Source organism: Pseudaquabacterium inlustre, from assembly GCF_038066595.1.
Classification (GTDB): domain Bacteria; phylum Pseudomonadota; class Gammaproteobacteria; order Burkholderiales; family Burkholderiaceae_C; genus Pseudaquabacterium; species Pseudaquabacterium inlustre.
In genome coordinates, this window is the sequence record NZ_JBBUTH010000009.1 from 72502 (window position 1) to 93002 (window position 20501).

At 70.2% G+C, this 20501-nt stretch carries 15 protein-coding genes, 1 tRNA gene and 1 pseudogene; 10 read left to right on the top strand and 7 right to left on the bottom strand.

Features of this window, described 5'->3' with window-relative positions; all coding sequences use genetic code 11:
- Positions 1 to 12: 12 nt before the first annotated feature.
- Genes AACH10_RS17815 through AACH10_RS17825 form a run of 3 tightly spaced genes read left to right on the top strand, consistent with a single transcriptional unit; the run spans position 13 to position 2317 of the window.
- Positions 13 to 477, top strand: a complete 465-nt coding sequence (locus tag AACH10_RS17815) for a GNAT family N-acetyltransferase (protein WP_341411831.1) — start codon at positions 13 to 15, stop codon at positions 475 to 477.
- On the top strand, positions 474 to 1406 hold the full coding sequence (locus AACH10_RS17820; RefSeq protein ID WP_341411832.1) for a glutathione S-transferase family protein: 933 nt from the start codon (positions 474 to 476) through the stop codon (positions 1404 to 1406). Before AACH10_RS17815 ends, AACH10_RS17820 begins: the two co-directional genes overlap by 4 nt.
- A complete protein-coding gene (locus tag AACH10_RS17825; protein ID WP_341411833.1) occupies positions 1403 to 2317 on the top strand; it encodes an SDR family oxidoreductase in 915 nt (304 codons plus the stop codon). The genes AACH10_RS17820 and AACH10_RS17825 overlap by 4 nt, the downstream gene beginning before the upstream one ends.
- A gap of 7 nt (positions 2318 to 2324) precedes the next feature.
- Here AACH10_RS17825 and AACH10_RS17830 read toward each other — a convergent pair whose 3' ends face one another.
- The 3 genes from AACH10_RS17830 to prfB form a co-directional block, all read right to left on the bottom strand.
- Positions 2325 to 3338 carry a class 1 fructose-bisphosphatase gene (locus AACH10_RS17830; protein WP_341411834.1) on the bottom strand — a complete coding sequence of 338 codons (1014 nt, stop codon included), beginning with the start codon at positions 3336 to 3338 and terminating at the stop codon, positions 2325 to 2327.
- A 4-nt stretch (positions 3339 to 3342) separates the two neighbouring features.
- Positions 3343 to 6033, bottom strand: a complete 2691-nt coding sequence (gene pepN / locus AACH10_RS17835) for an aminopeptidase N (RefSeq protein WP_341411835.1) — start codon at positions 6031 to 6033, stop codon at positions 3343 to 3345.
- A 70-nt stretch (positions 6034 to 6103) separates the two neighbouring features.
- Positions 6104 to 7208 (bottom strand): peptide chain release factor 2 gene (gene prfB, locus AACH10_RS17840; RefSeq protein WP_341411836.1). Its coding sequence is split into 2 segments (ribosomal slippage): positions 6104 to 7126 and positions 7128 to 7208, totalling 1104 coding nucleotides; the frame shifts between segments, so codons are not numbered across the junction.
- Between the two features lie 176 nt (positions 7209 to 7384).
- Here prfB and AACH10_RS17845 point away from each other — a divergent pair.
- Positions 7385 to 7642, top strand: coding sequence for a DUF4212 domain-containing protein (locus tag AACH10_RS17845; RefSeq protein WP_341411837.1), 258 nt, complete (start codon positions 7385 to 7387; stop codon positions 7640 to 7642).
- A gap of 51 nt (positions 7643 to 7693) precedes the next feature.
- Here the strand turns inward: AACH10_RS17845 and mfd are convergent, their stop codons facing one another.
- Positions 7694 to 11155, bottom strand: coding sequence for a transcription-repair coupling factor (mfd, locus tag AACH10_RS17850; RefSeq protein ID WP_341411838.1), 3462 nt, complete (start codon positions 11153 to 11155; stop codon positions 7694 to 7696).
- Positions 11156 to 11255: 100 nt separating this feature from the next.
- Between mfd and ispD the strand changes: the two are divergent.
- Both ispD and ispF read left to right on the top strand, forming a co-directional pair.
- A pseudogene (gene ispD, locus AACH10_RS25360) lies at positions 11256 to 11975 on the top strand (2-C-methyl-D-erythritol 4-phosphate cytidylyltransferase); the annotation flags it as partial.
- Between the two features lie 371 nt (positions 11976 to 12346).
- Positions 12347 to 12844: a 2-C-methyl-D-erythritol 2,4-cyclodiphosphate synthase gene (ispF, locus tag AACH10_RS17860; protein WP_341411840.1), complete on the top strand. Its 498-nt coding sequence runs from the start codon at positions 12347 to 12349 to the stop codon at positions 12842 to 12844.
- Positions 12845 to 12879: 35 nt separating this feature from the next.
- Here the strand turns inward: ispF and AACH10_RS17865 are convergent, their stop codons facing one another.
- Positions 12880 to 14217: an ATP-binding protein gene (locus tag AACH10_RS17865; RefSeq protein WP_341411841.1), complete on the bottom strand. Its 1338-nt coding sequence runs from the start codon at positions 14215 to 14217 to the stop codon at positions 12880 to 12882.
- Positions 14218 to 14239: 22 nt separating this feature from the next.
- A complete protein-coding gene (gene ompR / locus AACH10_RS17870; RefSeq protein WP_341411842.1) occupies positions 14240 to 14974 on the bottom strand; it encodes an osmolarity response regulator transcription factor OmpR in 735 nt (244 codons plus the stop codon).
- A 274-nt stretch (positions 14975 to 15248) separates the two neighbouring features.
- On the opposite strand from ompR, the gene AACH10_RS17875 reads away from it, so the two are divergent.
- On the top strand, positions 15249 to 15986 hold the full coding sequence (locus AACH10_RS17875) for an SIMPL domain-containing protein (RefSeq protein ID WP_341411844.1): 738 nt from the start codon (positions 15249 to 15251) through the stop codon (positions 15984 to 15986).
- 156 nt (positions 15987 to 16142) lie between these two features.
- Here the strand turns inward: AACH10_RS17875 and AACH10_RS17880 are convergent, their stop codons facing one another.
- A complete protein-coding gene (locus AACH10_RS17880; RefSeq protein ID WP_341411845.1) occupies positions 16143 to 16913 on the bottom strand; it encodes a 3-hydroxybutyrate dehydrogenase in 771 nt (256 codons plus the stop codon).
- 176 nt (positions 16914 to 17089) lie between these two features.
- Here AACH10_RS17880 and AACH10_RS17885 point away from each other — a divergent pair, with 176 nt between their 5' ends.
- From AACH10_RS17885 to AACH10_RS17895, 3 genes are all read left to right on the top strand, one after another.
- The gene (locus AACH10_RS17885; RefSeq protein ID WP_341412312.1) at positions 17090 to 17899 is read left to right on the top strand and encodes an alpha/beta fold hydrolase; all 810 of its coding nucleotides are present in this window, start codon (positions 17090 to 17092) and stop codon (positions 17897 to 17899) included.
- Between the two features lie 31 nt (positions 17900 to 17930).
- A complete protein-coding gene (locus AACH10_RS17890) occupies positions 17931 to 20234 on the top strand; it encodes a RelA/SpoT family protein (RefSeq protein WP_341411846.1) in 2304 nt (767 codons plus the stop codon).
- Between the two features lie 50 nt (positions 20235 to 20284).
- Positions 20285 to 20361 (top strand) — tRNA-Val (locus AACH10_RS17895).
- Positions 20362 to 20501: the final 140 nt, after the last annotated feature.

The following is a 20501-nucleotide window of genomic DNA, read 5'->3' on the forward strand; positions in this document are numbered from 1 at the left end:
GCGGGCAGCGCCGTGCCCTTGCAATGGACCTGGCAGCGCTTCGATGCGCTGACCGGCCAGCAGGTCTACGAGATGCTGGCGCTGCGCTGCCGCATCTTCATCCTGGAGCAGGGGCCCTATCTGGACCCCGACGGGCTGGACCAGCACAGCTGGCACCTGTTCGGCCGCGACGCCCTGGGTGAGCTGCGCGCCTACCTGCGCGTGGTCGATCCGGGCCTGAAGTACGACGAGCCGTCCATCGGCCGCGTGGTGGTGGATGCCGCGCTGCGCGGCACCGGCGCCGGCCATGCACTGGTCGCCGAGGCGGTGCAGCGCTGTGCGCAGGCCTGGCCGGGCCGCGGCAACCGCATCAGCGCCCAGGCGCATCTGCAGGGCTACTACGGCCGCCACGGCTTCCTGACCGTCGGCGAACCCTATGACGAAGACGGCATCCCCCATGTGCAGATGTGGCGGGCACCCGAGGAGACCTCCGCATGAGCGATGAACTGATCCTGCACCACTATCCGATGTCGCCGTTTGCCGAGAAGGCGCGCCTGATGCTGGGGGCCAAGGGCCTGGCCTGGCGCTCGGTGCTGATCCCCACCGTGATGCCCAAGCCCGACGTGACCGCGCTGACCGGTGGCTACCGCAAGACGCCGCTGCTGCAGGTGGGCGCCGATGTGTACTGCGACACCGCGCTGATCGCCCGCGTGCTGGAGGCGCGCCAGCCCGCGCCCACGCTGTACCCGGCCAGCGCGCCGCTGGCGCCGCAGCTGGCGCAGTGGGCCGACTTCACGCTGTTCTGGCTGGCCGCCACGGTGGCCATGCAGCCGGCCGGCGCCGCCGCCATCCTGCCCAACCCCACGCCCGAGACCGTGAAGGCCTTCCGCGCCGACCGCGCCGCGCTCACGGCCGGCATGCCGCGGCCCACGCTGGCCGATGCCACGGTGCAGTTGCAGGCGGCCGCAGCGGCCGTGGATGCGCAACTGGCCCAGGGCGGGCCTTGGCTGCTGGGCGCCGAGCGGTCGATCGCCGATTTCTCGGTGGCGCACTGCCTGTGGTTCGTGCGCCAGGCCGGCCCGGTGGCGGCCATCCTGCAGCCCCATGCCGCCTTGAACGCCTGGCTCGACCGCATGCTGGCCATCGGCCACGGCAGCAGCCAGCCGCTGGCCAGTGCCGACGCCGTGGCCATCGCCGCCGCGGCCGGTGGCCATGAACCCACCCAGGTGCAGCCGGGCCTGGGCTTCGAGGCCGGTGAGCGCGTGGTGGTCGCGGCCACCGATTACGGCACCGATCCGGTGGCTGGCACGCTGGTGGGCCTGAGCGCCGAGCGCGTGACCATCGAACGCCAGGACGAGCGCGCGGGTTGCGTGCACGTGCACTTCCCGCGCCAGGGATTCCAGATTCGCAAGGAGCAGAACGCATGAAGACATTCAAGGGCCGCACCGCGGTGCTGACCGGTGGCGCCTCGGGCTTCGGCCTGGCGTGCGCACGCATCGCCGCAGGCGAGGGCATGAACGTGGTGCTGGTGGACGTGCAGGCCGATGCCCTGGCGGCGGCCGAGGCCGAGATCGCCGCGCTGGCCGCGCCGCAGGGCGGCCGCGTGCTGTCTCAGCGCGTGGACGTGAGCAAGGCCGACGCGATGGAGGCGCTGGCCAAGACCGTGCACGAGACCTTCGGCGCGCCGCACTTCGTGTTCAACAACGCGGGCATCGCCACCGGCGGCCTGGTGTGGGAACACTCGGTGCAGGACTGGGAATGGACGCTGGGCGTCAACCTGTGGGGCGTGGTGCATGGCGTGCGCCTGTTCACGCCGATGATGCTGGCCGCGGCCCAGGCCGACCCGGCCTATGAAGGCCACATCGTCAACACCGCGTCGATGGCCGGCCTGCTGAGCCCGCCCAACATGGGCGTGTACAACGTCAGCAAGCATGCCGTGGTCACGCTCAGCGAGACGCTGTACCAGGACCTGGGCCTGGTGACCGAGCAGGTGCACGCCCATGTGCTGTGCCCGTACTTCGTGCCCACCGGCATCCACCAGAGCGAGCGCAACCGCCCGGCCGGCATGGCCAATGCCAGCGGCCCCACCAAGAGCCAGATCATCGCCCAGGCCATGAGCGACAAGGCCGTGGGCAGCGGCAAGGTCAGCGCGGCCGAGGTGGCCGGCTTCGTGTTCGACGCCTTGCGCGAGAACCGCTTCTATGTCTTCAGCCACCCCAAGGCCCTGGGTGGCGTGCAGCTGCGCATGGAAGACATCCTGCAGCACCGCAACCCCACCGATCCGTTCAAGGAGCGGCCCGAGGTGGGCGCGCAGCTGAAGGCCCAGCTGCGCGGCTGAGACAGGATCAGCTGGCCGCCGCCTCGCGGTGGTAGGCCGTGACGCGCTCCACCTCGTTCTTCGAGCCCAGCACCACGCTGACGCGCTCGTGCAGCTTGGTCGGGCCGATGTCCAGGATGCGCTGCAGGCCGTTGGTGGCGGCGCCACCGGCCTGCTCGACGATGAAGGCCATCGGGTTGGCCTCGTACATCAGGCGCAGCTTGCCGGGCTTGTTGGGCTCGCGCTGGTCCCAGGGGTACATGAAGATGCCACCGCGGGTCAGGATGCGGTGCACGTCGGCCACCATGCTGGCCACCCAGCGCATGTTGAAGTCCTTGCCACGCGGGCCTTCCTTGCCGGCCAGGCATTCGTCGATGTACTTGCGCACCGGCGGGGCCCAGTGGCGCATGTTGCTCATGTTGATCGCGAATTCCTTGGTGTCGGCCGGGATCTGCACATCGTCCTCGGTCAGCACCCAGGATCCCGTCTCGCGGTCCAGCGTGAACATCACCACGCCGTCGCCCACGGTCAGCACCAGCGTGGTCTGCGGGCCGTACACGCAGTAGCCGGCGGCCACCTGCTGCTTGCCGGGCTGCAGGAAGTCGCTCTCGTCGACGCCGCGGTGGTTGGTGACCTTGCGCAGCACCGAGAAGATGGTGCCGATGCTGACGTTGACGTCGATGTTGCTGCTGCCGTCCAGCGGATCGAACAGCAGCAGGTACTCGCCCTGCGGATAGCGGTCGGGCACCAGCGAGATGGTGTCCAGTTCTTCGCTGGCCATGGCCGCCAGGTGGCCGCCCCAGACGTTGGCCTCGATCAGCACCTCGTTGGCGATGACGTCGAGCTTCTTCTGCACCTCGCCTTGCACGTTCTCGGTGTCGGCGGTGCCCAGCACGTCACCCAGCGCGCCCTTGTTCACCGAGATGGCGATGCGCTTGCAGGCGCGGGCCACGGTCTCGATCAGCAGGCGCAGCGGCGGCGGGATCTGGCCCCGGTCGCGTTGCTGTTCGACCAGGTATTGGGTCAGGCTGATGCGTCGCATCGGTTCAGTCCTCCAGGGCTTTGGAAACGATCTCGCGCACGTCGTCCGAGAGCTTGGCCGAGCCGGCCACCCGGGCCAGGGCCTCGCGGGCGGCGCTGCGGTAGGGCTCGGCCAGCACGCGCCAGCGGTCCATGGCGCGGGCGATGCGGGCGGCGATCTGCGGGTTGATGGCGTCGAGTTCCAGCACGCGGTCGGCCCAGAACACGTAGCCGGCGGCGTCGGCGCGGTGGAAGGCGGCCGGGTTCTCGCGGCAGAAGCTGCCCACCAGCGAGCGCAGGCGGTTGGGGTTCTTCATCGAGAAGTCGGGGTGCTTGAGCAGGGCCTTCACCCGGCCCAGCACCACGCCGCCGCCATCCAGCGGCTCGGCGGCCTGGGCCTGCGCGGCGAACCACTTGTCCAGCACCAGGTCGTCGCCGGCGGCCACGCCGTGGAAGTGGGCCAGCGCACCCTGCGCCAGCGGCGAATGGCCGTCGATCAGGGCCTTCAGCGCGGCATGGCGGTCGGTCATCTGGCCGGCGTCCTTCACGCGCTGGTAGGCGCGGCCGGGCCACACCGGGTCGCCCTTGGCCACGGCGTCCAGCACCAGCATCGTGAGCGCCAGATTGGCCAGTGCGCGCTTGCCCGATTGCACGGCATCGGGGCGGTAGCCCTCGCGCACCTGGTGCGCCTCCCAGGCCCACAGCCAGTCGGCGTGCAGGCGGGCGGCCAGTTGCTGGCGCATCTCCTCGCGCAGGCGGTGGATGCGCTGCGGGTCGACCTCGGCGCACTGCTCGGCCACGTAGCCTTCGCCGGGCGGGGTGAGCACCAGTTCCTTGAAGGCCGGGTCCAGCGCCGGGTCGCGCAGCACCGCGCGCATGGCGTCGATGTAGGCGTCGTCCAGCGCCGGCAGTTCACCGGTGCCGGGCAGGGCGGCCAGCAGGCGGTTCAGCGCCAGGCGCTGGCCGGCTTCCCAGCGGTTGAAGGCGTCGTGGTCGTGGCGCAGCAGGGTGATCAGCGCGCCGTCGTACAGGCCGCTGTCCAGCACCACGGGCGCCGAGAAGCCGCGCAGCAGCGAGGGCACGGGGGCGTCGTCGATGTCCTCGAAGACGAAGCTCTCCTCGGGCTGTGTCAGCACCAGCGTGCGCTCGGTGCCGTGGGCCGCCTCTTCGCCCGCCAGGCGCAGCGGCAGCGCGCGGCCGTCGGTGCTGATCAGGCCCATCACCACCGGCATCACGCAGGGCTGCTTGTCGGGCTGGCCGGGCGAGGGCAGGGCGCTCTGGGTCAGCGTGAGCGTGAAGCGCCGCGTGGTGACGTCGTGCGAGCCGCGTGCGGTGAGCCGCGGCGTGCCGGCCTGGGCATACCAGTGCTTGAACTGCGCCAGATTGACCGCCAGCGCGCTGCCGGGGTTGGCATCGGCGATGGCCTGGGCGAAGTCGTCGCAGGTCACGGCCTGGCCGTCGTGGCGCTCAAAGTACAGGTCCATGCCGCGGCGGAAGCCCTCGCGGCCCACCAGGGTGGCCATCATGCGCACCACCTCGGCACCCTTTTCGTAGACCGTGGCGGTGTAGAAGTTGTTGATCTCCTGGTAGCGGTCAGGGCGCACCGGGTGGGCCATCGGGCCGGCGTCCTCGGGGAACTGCACGGCGCGCAGGCCGCGCACGTCGTCGATGCGCTTGACCGCGCGGGCCGACGGCGAGCCGGCCATGTCCATCGAGAACTCCTGGTCGCGGTAGACCGTCAGGCCTTCCTTCAGGCTCAGCTGGAACCAGTCGCGGCAGGTGATGCGGTTGCCGGTCCAGTTGTGGAAGTACTCGTGGCCCACCACGCTCTCGATGCCGGCGAAGTCGCCGTCGGTGGCGGTGGCGGGGCTGGCCAGCACGTACTTGGTGTTGAAGACGTTCAGGCCCTTGTTCTCCATCGCGCCCATGTTGAAGTCGCTCACGGCGACGATCATGAAGCGGTCCAGGTCCAGCGGCAGGCCGAAGCGGGCCTCGTCCCAGGCCACGCTGGCGATCAGCGAGGCCATGGCGTGCTCGGTCTTGTCCAGGTCACCGCGGCGCACGTAGACCTGCAGCAAGTGCTCCTTGCCCGAGCGGGACACGATCTTCTGCTCGCGGCACACCAGATCGGCGGCCACCAGGGCGAACAGGTAGCTGGGCTTCGGGAACGGGTCGTGCCACTTGGCAAAGTGGCGTCCGTTGTCCAGGCTGCCTTGCTCGACCAGGTTGCCGTTGGACAGCAGCACCGGGTACTTCGCCTTGTCGGCGCGCAGCGTCACGCTGAACACCGCCATCACGTCGGGCCGGTCCAGGAAGTAGGTGATGCGGCGGAAGCCCTCGGCCTCGCACTGCGTGAACAGGCCGCCGGTGCTGGTGTACAGGCCCGACAACTGCGTGTTCTTCTCGGGCGCGCAGGTGTTGCGGATCTCCAGCGTGAAGGCGTCCTTCTCGGGCGGGTGGTCGATGACCAGCAGGCCCTCTTCATGCCGGAAGCTCACGCTCTCGCCGTCGGCCAGGCAGCGCAGCAGCGTCAGATCTTCACCGTGCAGCACCAGGGCCTGGCCGGGGGCGGCCTGGGGGTTGCGCTCGATGGCCAGCTTGCTGGCGACGATGGTCTTGGCCGGATCCAGGTCGAACGTGAGTTCGACGGTGCGGATCCAGAACGCCGGGGCGGCATAGTCCTCGCGCCGGATGGCGCTGGCGGCGGCTTCACGCATGGCGGTGCGCTCCTCTTGCTCTTTGTCGGGGGCGCGCCGCAGGCCCGTGGCCGGGCGGCGCGCGGCGTGCTTACAGGCCCTGCTTCAGGCTGGCCTCGATGAAGGCATCGAGGTCGCCGTCCAGCACCTTCTGCGTGTTGCTGATCTCGACGTTGGTGCGCAGATCCTTGATGCGGCTCTGGTCGAGCACGTAGCTGCGGATCTGGTGGCCCCAGCCCACGTCGGTCTTGCCTTCTTCCAGCTTCTGCTGCTCTTCCATGCGCTTGCGCATCTCATGGTCATAGAGGCGGCTGCGCAGGCGGCGCCAGGCCACGTCGCGGTTGCTGTGCTGGCTGCGGCTGTCCTGGCACTGCACCACGATGCCCGTGGGGATGTGGGTCAGGCGCACGGCCGAGTCGGTCTTGTTGATGTGCTGGCCGCCCGCGCCGCTGGCGCGGAAGGTGTCGGTGCGCACATCGGCCGGGTTGATGTCGATCTCGATCGAGTCGTCGATCTCGGGGTAGACGAACAGGCTGGCGAACGAGGTGTGGCGGCCGCCGGCCGAGTCGAACGGGCTCTTGCGCACCAGGCGGTGCACGCCGGTCTCGGTGCGCAGGTGGCCGAAGGCGTACTCGCCTTCCACCTTGATGGTGGCGCTCTTGATGCCGGCCACGTCGCCGGGCGTCTCGTCTTCCACGCTGGCGGTGAAACCCTTGCGCTCGGCGTACTTCAGGTACTGGCGCAGCAGCATGCCGGCCCAGTCGCAGGCCTCGGTGCCACCGGCGCCGGCCTGGATGTCGATGAAGCAGTTGCTCGGATCGGCCGGGTTGCTGAACATGCGGCGGAACTCAAGCCGCTCCACCGTTTCGCGCAGCGGCTGGGCTTCGGCCTCGATGGTGGACAGGCTGTCCACATCGTCCTCGGCCTTGGCCATCTCGTAGAGCTCGGCGTTGTCCGCCAGGTTGCTGGTCAGGTGGTTGATGGTCTCGACCACGTCTTCCAGCTGGCGCTTCTCGCGCCCGAGATCTTGCGCGCGCTTGGGTTCGTTCCAGACGCTGGGGTTCTCCAGCGCGGCATTGACTTCATTCAATCGCAGGGCTTTGCGATCGTAGTCAAAGATACCCCCGGAGCTGCTGGGTGCGGGCGCTCAGGTCGGCTAGCAGCGTGCCGATGGCGTTGATCTGTTCGGTGTCCATGGTGTGGCCTCGGTGCTGAAATGGCGGCACGGATGACAAACGACAATTCTCGCATGCAGCCCACCGCCGGCCACGGGCCGCTCGGCACCGGCACCCGGGATGCCCCCGATGGGTACCCGGGGCGGTTTGCGCATAGCATCGCGCCGCGTTTTCGCGCCAGCCCTTCCGCCGTACCGATGCCCGCCTCCGACAAGCACCGCCACTACTGGCGCCGCGTCCTGCGCCTGACGGTGGCCCTGCTGGGCGCCTGGTTCGCGCTGACGCTGGGCCTGTCGGTCTTCGCCCGTGAACTGAGCTTTCAGTTCTTCGGCTGGCCATTCAGCTTCTGGATGGCCTCACAGGGCGCGCTGTTCGTCTTCTGCGGCCTGGTGTGGCTGTACGCGCTGCTGATGGACCGGCTGGACGCCGAGCAGGACGCGCCGCGCGCCGATTGACCGGCCCCTTCGCGGCCCCTTCGGTGTGGCCCGGCGCGCGCCCGGGCGCCGTCACGCCCGTGCCTGCGGCTGCCCCAGGCTGCGCAGCACGTCGCGCACGAATTGCGCGCGGTCCTTCGGGTCGGCGATCTCGCGGTCCACGCGCAGCTTGTCGTTGCCCACCAGCTTGATGGCGCGGTTCTTCTGCACCAGCTCGATGATGCGCATCGCGTCCACCGGCGGGTTGGGGCGGAACCAGATGTTCATCAGCTTCGGGTTGGCGTCGATCTTCACCACGCCGTAGGGCCGCGCCAGCACGCGCAGGCGGTGTGTGTCGAACAGGGTCTGGCCCTGCGCCGGCAGCTTGCCGAAGCGGTCGGTGATCTCTTCGAGCATGCCGTCCAGTTGCTCGGGCTTGCTGGCGGTGGCAAGGCGCTTGTAGAGGTTCAGGCGCACATGCACGTCGCCGCAGTAGCTGTCGGGCAGCAGGGCGGGGGCATGCAGGTTGACCTCGGTGCTGCCGCCGAACACGCCGGTGGGCGACAGCAGGTCGGGCTCCTCGCCCTTCTTGAGCGCGCGCACCGCCTCGGCCAGCATGTCGTTGTAGAGCTGGAAGCCCACCTCCATCATGTTGCCGCTCTGCTTCTCGCCCAGCACCTCGCCGCAGCCGCGGATCTCCAGGTCGTGCATGGCGAGGTAGAAGCCCGAGCCCAGCTCTTCCATGCTCTGGATGGCGTCCAGGCGCTGCTGCGCCTGCTTGCTCAGCGTCTCGGTGTCGGGCACCAGCAGGTAGGCATAGGCCTGGTGGTGGCTGCGGCCCACGCGGCCGCGCAGCTGGTGCAGCTGGGCCAGGCCGAACTTGTCGGCGCGGCTGATGACGATGGTGTTGGCGCTCGGCACGTCGATGCCGGTCTCGATGATGGTCGAGCACAGCAGCACGTTGGCGCGCTGGCCCACGAAGTCGCGCATCACCGCTTCCAGCTGGCGCTCGGGCATCTGGCCGTGGGCGATGGCGATGCGCGCCTCGGGCAGCAGCTCGGCCAGCTTGCGGCCACGCGCCTCGATGGTCTCCACCTCGTTGTGCAGGAAGTACACCTGGCCGCCACGCTTCAGTTCACGCAGCACGGCCTCGCGGATCACGCTGTTGCCCTCGCTGCGCACGAAGGTCTTGATCGCCAGCCGGCGCTGCGGCGCGGTGGCGATGACGCTCAGGTCGCGCAGGCCTTCGAGCGCCATGCCCAGCGTGCGCGGGATCGGCGTGGCGGTCAGCGTCAGCACGTCGACTTCGGCGCGCATGGCCTTGATGGCCTCCTTGTGGCGCACACCGAAGCGGTGCTCCTCGTCGATGATCAACAGGCCCAGGCGCTTGTACTTCACGTCGGGGCTCAGCAGCTTGTGCGTGCCCACCACGATGTCGATCGTGCCGTCCTCCAGCCCGTCCAGCGCGGCCCGGATCTCCTTGGGCGAGCGGAAACGCGACATCTCGGCGATCTTCACCGGCCACTTGCCGAAGCGGTCGACCAGGGTCTGGTAGTGCTGTTCGGCCAGCAGCGTGGTGGGCGCCAGCAGCGCCACCTGCTTGCCGCCGTGCACGGCGACGAAGGCCGCGCGCAGCGCCACCTCGGTCTTGCCGAAGCCCACGTCGCCGCACACCAGCCGGTCCATCGGCTTCGGGCTCACCAGATCCTGGATCACCGCATGGATGGCGGCGCGCTGGTCGGGCGTCTCCTCGAAGCCGAAGCTGGCGGCGAAGGCCTCGTAGTCATGCGGGCTGAAGCGGTGGGCGAAGCCTTCGCGCGCGGCGCGGCGGGCATACAGGTTCAGCAGCTCGGCCGCGGCATCGCGCACCTGCTCGGCGGCCTTGCGGCGCGCCTTGTCCCACTGGCCGCTGCCCAGCTTGTGCAGCGGCGCTTCCTCGGCGCTGACGCCGGTGTAGCGGCTGATCAGCTGCAGCTGCGCCACCGGCACGTACAGCGTGGCCTTGTCGGCGTACTCCAGGTGCAGGAATTCCGACGGGCCGTCGCCCAGGTCGATGTTCAGCAGGCCCTGGTAGCGGCCGATGCCGTGGCTGGCGTGCACCACGGGGTCGCCCACCTTCAGCTCCGACAGGTCCTTGATCAGCGCGTCGACGCTGCTGGTCTGCTCCTGCTTGCGGCGGCGGCGCGCCTGCGGCGAGCTGGCGAACAGCTCGGTCTCGGTGATGAACTGGATCGCGATGTTCGCGTCGGGCTCATGCCAGAAGAAACCGGCGGCCAGCGGCGCGGCGGTGATCGCCACCTTCTCGAACGCGTCGCCCGTCTGCGCCTGGAACTCGGCCAGCGTGGCCACGCTGGGCGGGCTGATCTTGTGGTCGCGCAGCGTCTCCAGCAGGCTTTCGCGCCGGCCTTCGCTTTCAGCGACGATCAGCACGCGGTGCGGCGTGGCGTCCAGGTGCTTGCCCAGCGCGGCCAGCGGCTCGGTGGCGCCGCGGTCGGCGGCGATGTCGGGCAGCGGCCGCGCCCAGTCCAGCGGCTCCTGGCCGCGCAGCACCAGCGTGGCGTGCGCGCCGGTGTGGGCGAAGAACTCGTCGGCGCGCTGGAAGATGTCTTCCGGCGCCAGCACGGGCCGGTCGGGGTCGGCCGCCATGAAGCGGTGGCGCTCGCGGGTGTCGGTCCAGAAGCGCTCGATGGCCTGGTCGACCTCGCCGTGCAGAACGACCCCGGCCTGCGCGCCCAGGTAGTCGAAGATCGTCGACGTCTGCTCGAAGAACAGCGGCAGGTAGTACTCGATGCCGGCGGTGGCGATGCCTTGCGCGATGTCCTTGTAGATGCGGCTCTTGGTCGGGTCGCCGTCCAGCTTCTCGCGCCAGCGCTGGCGGAACATGGTGCGCGCCGCCTCGTCCATCGGGAACTCGCGGCCCGGCAGCAGCCGCACCTCGGGCACCGGGTACAGGCTGCGCTGGCTGTCGGGGTCGAAGGTGCGGATCGAATCGACCTCGTTGTCGAACAGATCGACCCGGTAGGGCACCGGCGAGCCCATCGGGAACAGGTCGATCAGGCCGCCGCGCACCGCGTACTCACCCGGCGACACCACCTGGCTGACATGGTTGTAGCCGGCCAGCGTCAGTTGCGCGCGGAAGGCTGCCTCGTCCAGCTTCTGCTTCTGCTTGAACTCGAAGGTGGTGGCCGCCAGGAAGGACGGCGGCGCCAGCCGCGTGAGCGCCGTGGTGGCCGGCAGCAGCACCACGTCGGCGTCCTGCTTGTGGATGCGCCACAGCGTGGCCAGGCGCTCGCTGATCAGGTCCTGGTGCGGGCTGAAGGTGTCGTAGGGCAGGGTCTCCCAGTCAGGGAACACCGTCGTGCGCAGGCCCGGCGCGAAGAAGGGCAGCTCATCGGCCAGGCGCTGGGCGTCGGCCGGCTCGGCCGTCACGATGGCCAGCATCCGCTTGTCGGCCAACTGCTTCTGCGCAAAGCGGGACAGCAGCAGCGCATCGGCCGAACCAATGGGCCGGGGCAGCGTGAAGCGTTTGCCGGGGGCGATGACGGGCAGTTGCATGGGCGGGTCGGGCGATGGAAAGGCGGCGGGCCGAAAACGACAGCACGCCCCGGAGCCGTGACTCGGGGGCGTGAAAAGCGCCGATTCTAAAATTGGGCCGATGACCAGTTTCACTGTTGGGGCAGAACCCCGTTGTTTCGCGTTGGTGCCTTGTGCAGGCACCGGCAGCCGCTCGGGCTCGTTCGTGCCCAAGCAGTACGTGTCGCTGGCCGGCCTGCCGGTGGTGGCGCACACGCTGGCGGCGCTGGGCCAGGTGGACCGCATCGCCGCCACGCTGGTGGTGCTGGCGCCTGATGACGAGCAGTTCGAGGAAGAGGTGCCCGGCTTTGCCGGCACGGACAAGGGCTGGATCGCCCGCGTCGGCGGCGACAGCCGTGCTGCCACCGTGCTGGCTGGCCTGGCCGAGCTGAAGGCCCGCGGCGCGCAGCCGCAGGACTGGGTGCTGGTGCACGACGCCGCGCGCTGCCTGGTGCGGCCGGCGTGGATCGAGCGCCTGCTCAGCACCTGTTGGCACGACGAGGTGGGCGGCTTGCTGGCCCTGCCGGTGGCCGACACGCTGAAGGCGGCCGATGACAGCGGCGACCGCGTGGCCACCACCATCGCCCGCGACGGCAAGTGGGCCGCTCAGACGCCGCAGATGTTTCGCCTGGGCCTGCTGGAGCCGGCGCTGCGCCAGGCCGCTGAAGCGGGCACCGCGATCACCGACGAGAGCAGCGCGGTGGAGGCCTTGGGCCATGCGCCGCGCCTGGTGCGTGGCGACCTCGAGAACCTGAAGATCACCTACCAGCCCGACTTCGGCCTGGCCGAGCGCCTGCTGGCCACCGGCCGCCGCGGCACCGAGTTGCGGCCCATGGTGCCGGCCAGGGACTTCGATCTGTCGCAGGAGTTCTACACCGACCTCGGCTTCGTGCGCGAGTTCAACCGCGGCAAGCTGGCCGGCTTCCGCTTCGGCAACAGCGCCTTCCTGCTGCAGGACTTTTTTGAGGAAGGCCTGGCCAGCAACCTGGTGCTGCATCTGACGCTGGCTGATCTGGATACCTTCTGGGCCAAGATCTCGCGCGAAGGCCTGGCCGAGCGCTACGGCGTGCGCGTGGAGCCGCCGCAGCAGCGCCCCTGGGGCCTGAAGGACATGTCGATCACCGACCCCAGCGGCGTGCTGTGGCGCATCGCCGAGCGCATGGAGGTGGTGGAGTGAACGCCTTCGATCTGCTGAATCTCAGGATCGGTGAGGGCTGGGACGTGCACCAGCTGGTCGAGGGCCGGCCGCTGGTGCTGGGCGGCATCACCGTGCCGCACACCAAGGGCCTGCTGGGCCACAGCGATGCCGACGCGCTGCTGCACGCCATCACCGACGCGCTGTTCGGCGCCGCCGCGCTGGGCGACATCGGGCGCCACTTTCCCGATACCGATGCCGCGTTCAAGGGCGCCGACTCGGGCGTGCTGCTGGCCGAATGCGCCCGGCGCGTGCGTGCCGCCGGCTGGCAGATCGTCAACGTGGACAGCACCATCGTGGCGCAGGCGCCCAAGCTGGCGCCGCACATTCCGGCCATGGTGACGCGCATTGGCGAACTGCTGGGCCTGGAGGCCGGCCGCGTCAACGTGAAGGCCAAGACGGCCGAGAAGCTGGGCCCGGTGGGCGAGGGCCGGGCGATCGAGGCGCGGGCGGTGTGCCTGCTGGCGAAAGCCTAGCCGGCTGGCACCCGGTACTCCGGACGCCGGGTGCTTCACGCTCTGGCGTGCTTGAGCCGCAGGTGGATCATCAGGCCCGTGTCGGGCGCGTTGTGGAACTCCACCGTGCCGCCCATGCGCGCCATCGCCTTCTCGACGATGGCCAGGCCCAGGCCCGCGCCGGTGGCGGCGGTGCGCGCGGTGTCGCCGCGGTAGAACGGCGCGGTCAGCTGCTTGATGCGTGACTCGGGCACGCCGGGGCCGCGGTCGCGCACGGTGCAGATCACCCAGCCGCCGGTGCGCACATAGCTCACCTGCACCTCGGCCACACCGGTGTCCTGGCTGCGGCCATAGCGGCGCGCATTCTCGAACAGGTTGGCGAACACGCGGCCCAGTTCCACCTCGTCGGCCAGCACCTCCAGGTCGATGGCCACCCGCGACGTGATGCGGATCTCGCCGGGGTCGCGGAAGGCCGCGGCCTCCTTGTCGATCAGGCGCGACAGCAGCACGCTCTGCAGCCGGGTCTCGCCTGGCCGCGCATAGTCCATGAACTTGTCGATGATGGCGTCGAGCTGGTCGATGTCATCGGCCATGTTGGCCCGCGCCTCCTCGTCCGAGACGCTCATCTCGGCCTCCAGGCGCAGGCGCGCCAGCGGCGTGCGCAGGTCGTGGCTGATGCCGGCCAGCATCACCACGCGGTCTTCCTCCACCTTGGCCAGCTCGCGCGCCATGCGGTTGAAGCCCATGTTCACCTCGCGGATCTCGCTGGTGATGGTGGATTCGTCCAGGCGCGAATCGAGATCGCCCTCACGGATGCGGCTGGCCGCGAACTGCAGCTCACGCAGCGGCCGGTTGATGCGCCGGGCCACCAGCACCGAGGCCAGCAGGATCACCGCCAGCACCGCCAGCAAGGCCAGCAGCCAGGGCAGGTTCTGCGGCGGCTGGGCACGCTCGGGGTCGGCACGCAGCCACCAGGCGTCGCGCTCGGCGCTGAAGCCCACCCACAGGCCCGGCTTGCCGTTCACCTGGCTGGCCACCAGCGTGTCGGGCCCCAGTTCGGTACGCAGTGCGGCGGCAAAGCGGCGCATGCCGGCATCGTCGGCGGCACTCGTCCAGCGGTCGGCCCCGCCGCGCGCCTGCAACTGCAGCTTCTCGCGCGCGGCGATGGCCTTGAGCAGGCCGCTGCGGGCGGCGGGTTCCACGCGGGCCAGGGCCTCGCGGCTGACGTTGACCACGCAGGCCAGCTCGCGGGCGGCCAGCACCTCGCGCGGCGGGTCGTCGCGCATCAGCAGCGCCGCGGTCCAGGCCGTGAGGCAGCCCCCTACCAGCAGCAGCAGCAGGAAGAAGGTGCGCCAGAACAGGCTCAGCGCCACGCGCTGGGACGGCAAGGCCATGACGGTAGGCGGTTGTGCGGGTTCAGGCCGCGCCGTCCGGCACGAACACGTAGCCCACGCCCCACACGGTCTGGATGTAGCGCGGTGCCGACGGATCGGGCTCGATCAGCTTGCGCAGGCGCGAGACCTGCACGTCCAGGCTGCGGTCGAAGGGCTCGAACTCGCGGCCGCGCGCCAGCTGCGCCAGCTTGTCGCGGCTGAGCGGCTGGCGCGGGTGGCGCACCAGGGCCTTGAGCATCGAGAACTCGCCGGTGGTGAGCTGGATGGCCTCGCCATCCTTGGTGAGCCGCCGCAGCGACAAGTCGAAGCTGAACGGCCCGAAGCTGACCACCTGTGCCTCCTTGGACGGCGCGCCGGGCGCCTCCTGCTGCGGGCGGCGGCGCAGCACGGCGTGGATGCGCGCCAGCAGTTCGCGCGGGTTGAAGGGCTTGGGCAGGTAGTCGTCGGCACCCACCTCCAGGCCCACGATGCGGTCCACATCCTCCACCTTGGCGGTGAGCATGATGATCGGCGTGGTGTCATTGGCCGCACGCAGGCGGCGGCAGATCGACAGGCCGTCCTCGCCGGGCAGCATCAGGTCGAGCACGATCAGGTCGATGTTCTCGCGGGTGAGCAGGCGGTTCAGCGTCTTGCCGTCCTCGGCCAGCAGCACCTCGAAGCCCTCTTGCGTGAGGTAGCGGCGCAGCAGGTCGCGGATGCGGGCGTCGTCATCGACGACGACGATGCGGTCGGGCCGGGCCGTGGCAGCGGTGTTCATGCGCGCTCCGAATTTGTAACAGAGGCATTGTGGGCCCGGGTTTCGGGCCCGACCGCCGGATTCTGACCCTCTGTTACAACTCTAACCGGCCAGCCGGGCCGGGTGTGACGTCAACCACGCGGGCCCCGCCGGCGTGAGCAGAGCAGGGCGCCACGGCCGCGCAAACGCCGCGCAACAGCCGGCACTTACAGTCGGCACGTTCAGCCGGCCTGTTCAGTCGGCGTCCAGCATCGGGCGGTCCATCGCCTTCCCATTCCCTCACCGAGGAACCCGCATGTCCCATCGAACGGCCGCAAGGCTTCGTCGCGCCCTGGCCCTGGCAAGCCTGGTGGCACTGGCACAGGGCGCCGCCGCCCAGACCGCCGTGCTGGCGCCGCCGGCCAATGTGCTGCAACTGTCGGCCGAGGCCAGCACCGAGGTGCCGCAGGACCTGCTGGCGATCACGCTGCAGGTGGTGCGCGAGGGCAGCGATGCCGCCACCGTGCAAAGCCAGCTGCGCCAGGTGCTGGACGCTGCGCTGACCGAGGCGCGCAAGGCCCAGCGGCCGGGCCAGCTGGACGTGCGCACCGGCGCCTTCTCGCTGTACCCGCGCACGGCGCCCAAGGGCGGCATTGCCGGCTGGCAGGGCATGGCCGAACTGGTGCTGGAGGGTCGTGACCTGCCGGCCATCAGCGCGCTGGCCGGCAAGCTGCCGGGCCTGAGCGTGGCGCGCGTGGGCTTCGGCCTGTCGCGCGAGGCGCGCGAGCGCGTGGCCGGCGAGGTGTCGGCCGAGGCCATCGCCAAGTTCCGCCAGCGCGCGGCCAGCTACGCCCAGCAGTTCGGCTTTGGCGGCTGGAGCGTGCGCGAAGTCAACATCAGCGGCGGCGACGTCGGCCCCAGCGCGCCGGTGCCGATGTTCCGCGTGGCGCGGGCCATGGCCGCCGCGCCGGCAGACGAATCACAGCCGGTGGAGGCCGGCCGCGCCACGGTGAGCGTGACGGTCAGCGGCAGCATCCAGATGTCGCCGCGCTAGCGCTTCTGCCCGGCAGTGAACGAAGCGGAGCCGGGCGAGCGCTCGGCCGCTGCGGAGCCGGCGTTCACTGGCACGAATCGTCCACTGGACGCTTCGTGTCCGCGTTCACCCCGTCCGGCGGGTGGACTCGCGTACCCGCGAGGCCGGGTGCTCCTGTTATTGCGCGACCCAGCCGCCGTCGACGTTCCAGGCCACGCCGCGGATGTTGTCGGCCGCCGGAGAGCACAGGAACACCACCAGCTCTGCCAGTTGCTCGGGCGTGGTGAACTGCAGCGAGGGCTGCTTCTCGGCCAGCAGCTGGCGCTTGGCTTCCTCTTCGCTGATGCCGGCCTGGGCGGCGCGGGCGTCCACCTGCTTTTGCACCAGCGGCGTCAGCACCCAGCCCGGGCACACGGCGTTGATGGTGACGCCGGTGGTGGCGTTCTCGAGCGCGGCCACCTTGGTCAGGCCCACCACGCCATGCTTGGCCGCCACATAGGCCGACTTATGTGCCGAGGCCACCAGGCCATGCACCGAGGCCACGTTGACGATGCGGCCCCAGTTGCGCTGCTTCATGCCGGGCAAGGCCACGCGCATGGCGTGGAAGGCCGAGCTGAGGTTGATGGCGATGATGGCGTCCCAGCGCTCGACCGGGAAGTCCTCGATGGCCGCCACATGCTGGATGCCGGCGTTGTTGATCAGGATGTCCACCGCGCCGAACTCGGCCTCGGCCGCGCGCACCATGGCCTCGATCTCGGCCGGCTTGCTCATGTCGGCGCCGTGGTAGCTGACGCGGCCGCCCAGCTTGGCCACCTCGGCCTTGGCGCCCTCGACGTCGCCGAAGCCGTTGAGCATCACGTTGGCGCCCTGGCGGGCCATGGCCAGGGCCATGCCCAGGCCGATGCCGCTGGTGGAGCCGGTGACGAGGGCAGTCTTGCCTTTGAGCATATCGATATCTCCTGTCTGTCGTGATGCGGATGGTGCGGGCGTGCAAGGGCCCGGCTTGCTGCGATCATTATGGGCAAGGAGCCTGAAAAGTGACTGACCTTCACCGCCTGCCCGCCGACGTCGCCCAGCCGCGCCTGAACCATGTGCAATGCCTGGACAGCCGCGGCCTGCACCGCATGGCCTACTGGGAATGGGGCGACGCCGCCAACCCGCGCGTGCTGGTGTGCGTGCACGGCCTGTCGCGCCAGGGGCGCGACTTCGACACGCTGGCGGCCGCCATGGCCGGCGAGTACCGCGTGGTCTGCCCCGACGTGGTGGGCCGCGGCCAGAGTGACTGGCTGGCCGACCCGATGGGCTATGCGATTCCGGCCTACGTGGCCGACATGGTCACGCTGCTGGCGCGTCTGAACGCCGACACCGTGCACTGGGTGGGCACCTCGATGGGCGGACTGATCGGCCTGGGTGTGGCCTCGCTGCCCGACACCCCCATCTCGCGCCTGGTGCTCAATGACGTGGGCCCGAGCATCGAGTACGCGGCGCTGCAGCGCATCGGCACCTACCTGGGCCTGCCGGCGCGCTGGGGCAGCGTGGACGATGCCGCCGATGCGCTGTGGGCCATCAGCCAGGGCTTCGGCCCGCACACGCGTGAGCAGTGGCTGGCGCTCACCCGCCCGCAGCTCAAGCCCGATGGCGACGGCTTCAAGCCGCACTACGACCCGGCCATCGCCGTGCCCTTCCGCCTGGTGACGCCCGAGCTGGCCCAGGCCGGCGAGGCCGCGCTGTGGGCCGGCTATGACCGCGTGAAATGCCCCACGCTGCTGCTGCGCGGCGCGCAGAGCGATCTGCTGTCGCCCGCCACCGCCCAGGCCATGACCCAGCGTGGCCCCCAGGCGCGCCTGGTGGAACTGCCCGGCGTGGGCCATGCCCCCACCCTGGTGGCGCCGGATCAGGTGGCCGTGGTGCGCGACTTCCTGCTGCAGCCCTGACGCAGTCCGACCGACAGCCCGAAGCGATTCCATGAAGACAGAACCCGCGGCGTTGGGGCCGCAGGCGCGTGACGCCGCTGCCATCGTGCAGGTGGTGGAGGTGGATCCCGCTGCGCGTGCCCAGGCCGGCGACGATGGCGGCGCCGACGCCCTGCAGCGTGCCCGCGCCTTTGCCGAGCCGCTGCTGGCTGGCCGCCTGCTCGACACCGGCGAGGACGCGCAAGGCCATGCCGACGGCGTGGCCGAGATCCTGCGCAGCATCGGCGCGGCGCCGTCGATGCGCGCCGCCGCCTACCTGGTGTATGCCGGTGACTTTCTGCAGCGCCCCGAGGAGGTGGTGGCCAAGGCCTTCGGCCCCAGCTATGCCAGCCTGGTGACGCTGACGCGCAAGCTGGTGCAGATCCAGCGCGCCGCGCGCGAGGCCCAGGTGGGCGACGAGCAGCGCGCCGAGCAGACCGAACGCGTGCGCAAGATGCTGCTGGCCTTCAGCCGTGACCTGCGCGTGGTGCTGCTGCGCCTGGCCAGCCGTCTGCAGACGCTGCGCTGGTACGCCGCCAGCAAGAACCCGTGCCCGCAGGCGCTGGCGCAGGAGAGCCAGCAGGTCTTCGCGCCGCTGGCCAACCGCCTGGGCATCTGGCAGATCAAGTGGGAGCTGGAGGACCTGGCCTTCCGCTTCCAGCAACCCGAGGCCTACAAGCAGGTGGCGCGGCTGCTGGCCGAGCGCCGCGTGGAGCGCGAGGCCGGCATCGAGGCCACCCGCCGCCAGCTGGCCGACGAACTGGCAGCGGTGGGCATCACCGCTCAGGTGCAGGGCCGGCCCAAGCACCTCTACAGCATCTGGAAGAAGATGCGCGGCAAGAACCTGGGCCTGGAGCGCGTGTTCGACGTGCGCGCGCTGCGCGTCATCGTGGCCGATGTGCCGGCCTGCTACGCCGCGCTGTCGCGCGTGCACGAGCGCTACACGCCGGTGGCCGGCGAGTACGACGACTACATCGCCCGCCCCAAGCCCAACGGCTACCAGAGCCTGCACACAGTGGTGATGATGGCCGTGGGCGACGAGCCCGCGCGGCCGGTGGAGGTGCAGATCCGCACCCAGGCCATGCACGACCATGCCGAGCACGGCGTGGCCGCGCACTGGGCCTACAAGGAGGCCGGCACCAAGGGCTATGCCGGTGTGCTGGCCGCGGGCGACTTCGAGGAGCGCGTGGCCGAGGCGCGCAAGGCCGTGCTGCGCCAGCTGCTGGCCTGGGAGCGCGACTTCGTCGGCCAGGGCAGCGGGCAAGGCGAGGGTGCGGCTGGCAGCGCCACGCCCGGCGCCCCGGCCTTCGACGACCGCATCTACGTGTTCACGCCCCAGGCCGCGGTGGTGGAGCTGACGGCCGGTGGCACACCGGTGGACTTTGCCTACGCGCTGCACACCGATGTGGGCCACCGCTGCCGCGGCGCCAAGGTCGACGGCGTGATGGTGCCGCTGGGCACGCCGCTGGCCAACGGCCAGACGGTGGAGGTGATCACGGTGAAGGAGGGCGGCCCGTCGCTCGACTGGCTGAACCCCGAACTGGGCTACCTGAAGAGCCAGCGCGCCCGCGCCAAGGTGCGCGCCTGGTTCAACGCCCAGGCCCAGGCCGGCACCATCGCCCGCGGCCGCGAACTGGTGGAGAAGCTGCTGCAGCGCGAGGGCCGCACCGCCATCAAGCTGGACGACCTGGCCGCGCAGCTGGGCTTCAAGGGCGCCGATGCGCTGTTCGAGGTGGTGGGCAAGGACGAGTTCTCGCTGCGCACCATCGAGAACCTGCTGCGTCCGCCGGCGCCCGAGCCCGAGGCCGCGCCCGAGACCATCGCGCTCAAGCGCAGCCGGGCCGGCGGCGCGGGCGATGGCGGTGTGCTGGTGGTGGGCGTGGAATCGCTGCTCACGCAGCTGTCGCGCTGCTGCCGGCCGGCGCCGCCCGACGAGATCGGCGGGTACGTCACGCGCGGCAAGGGCGTGGCCATCCACCGCGTGGGCTGCCCCAACTTCCGCCACATGGCCCAGCAGCAGCCCGACCGCGTGATTCCCGTGGCCTGGGGCGAGCCGCCCAAGGACCGCGAGGCCATCTACCCGGTGGACGTGATGGTGGAGGCGGCCGACCGGCCCGGCCTGCTGCGCGACATCTCGGAAGTGTTCGCCAAGGACAAGACCCACATCACCGGCGTGCACACGCAGTCGGTGCGCGGGCCTACGGGCAGCACGGCCTACATGACCTTCACGGTGGAGGTGGGCGACGCCACGCGCCTGAACGCCGTGCTGCGCCAGGTGGCCCAGGTGCCCGGCGTGCGCCATGCGCGCCGCCGCTGAAAGAAATATTCGGCAGCCGGAAAAAGCTGTGCTATAGTTATGGGCTCAACAGGCGCGTAGCTCAGCTGGTTAGAGCACCACCTTGACATGGTGGGGGTCGTTGGTTCGAATCCAATCGCGCCTACCAAATTTGGTAGGAATCAAGAGCCCGACACGGATGAATTCGTGTCGGGCTTTTTGTTTGGTCTTTGCTCTGTAAGTGCTTGATTTGACTGGTGTTTTGGTCGCCTGGCTCGCAGGTGACGGGAGCGCCCGGCAGCTCGGCGT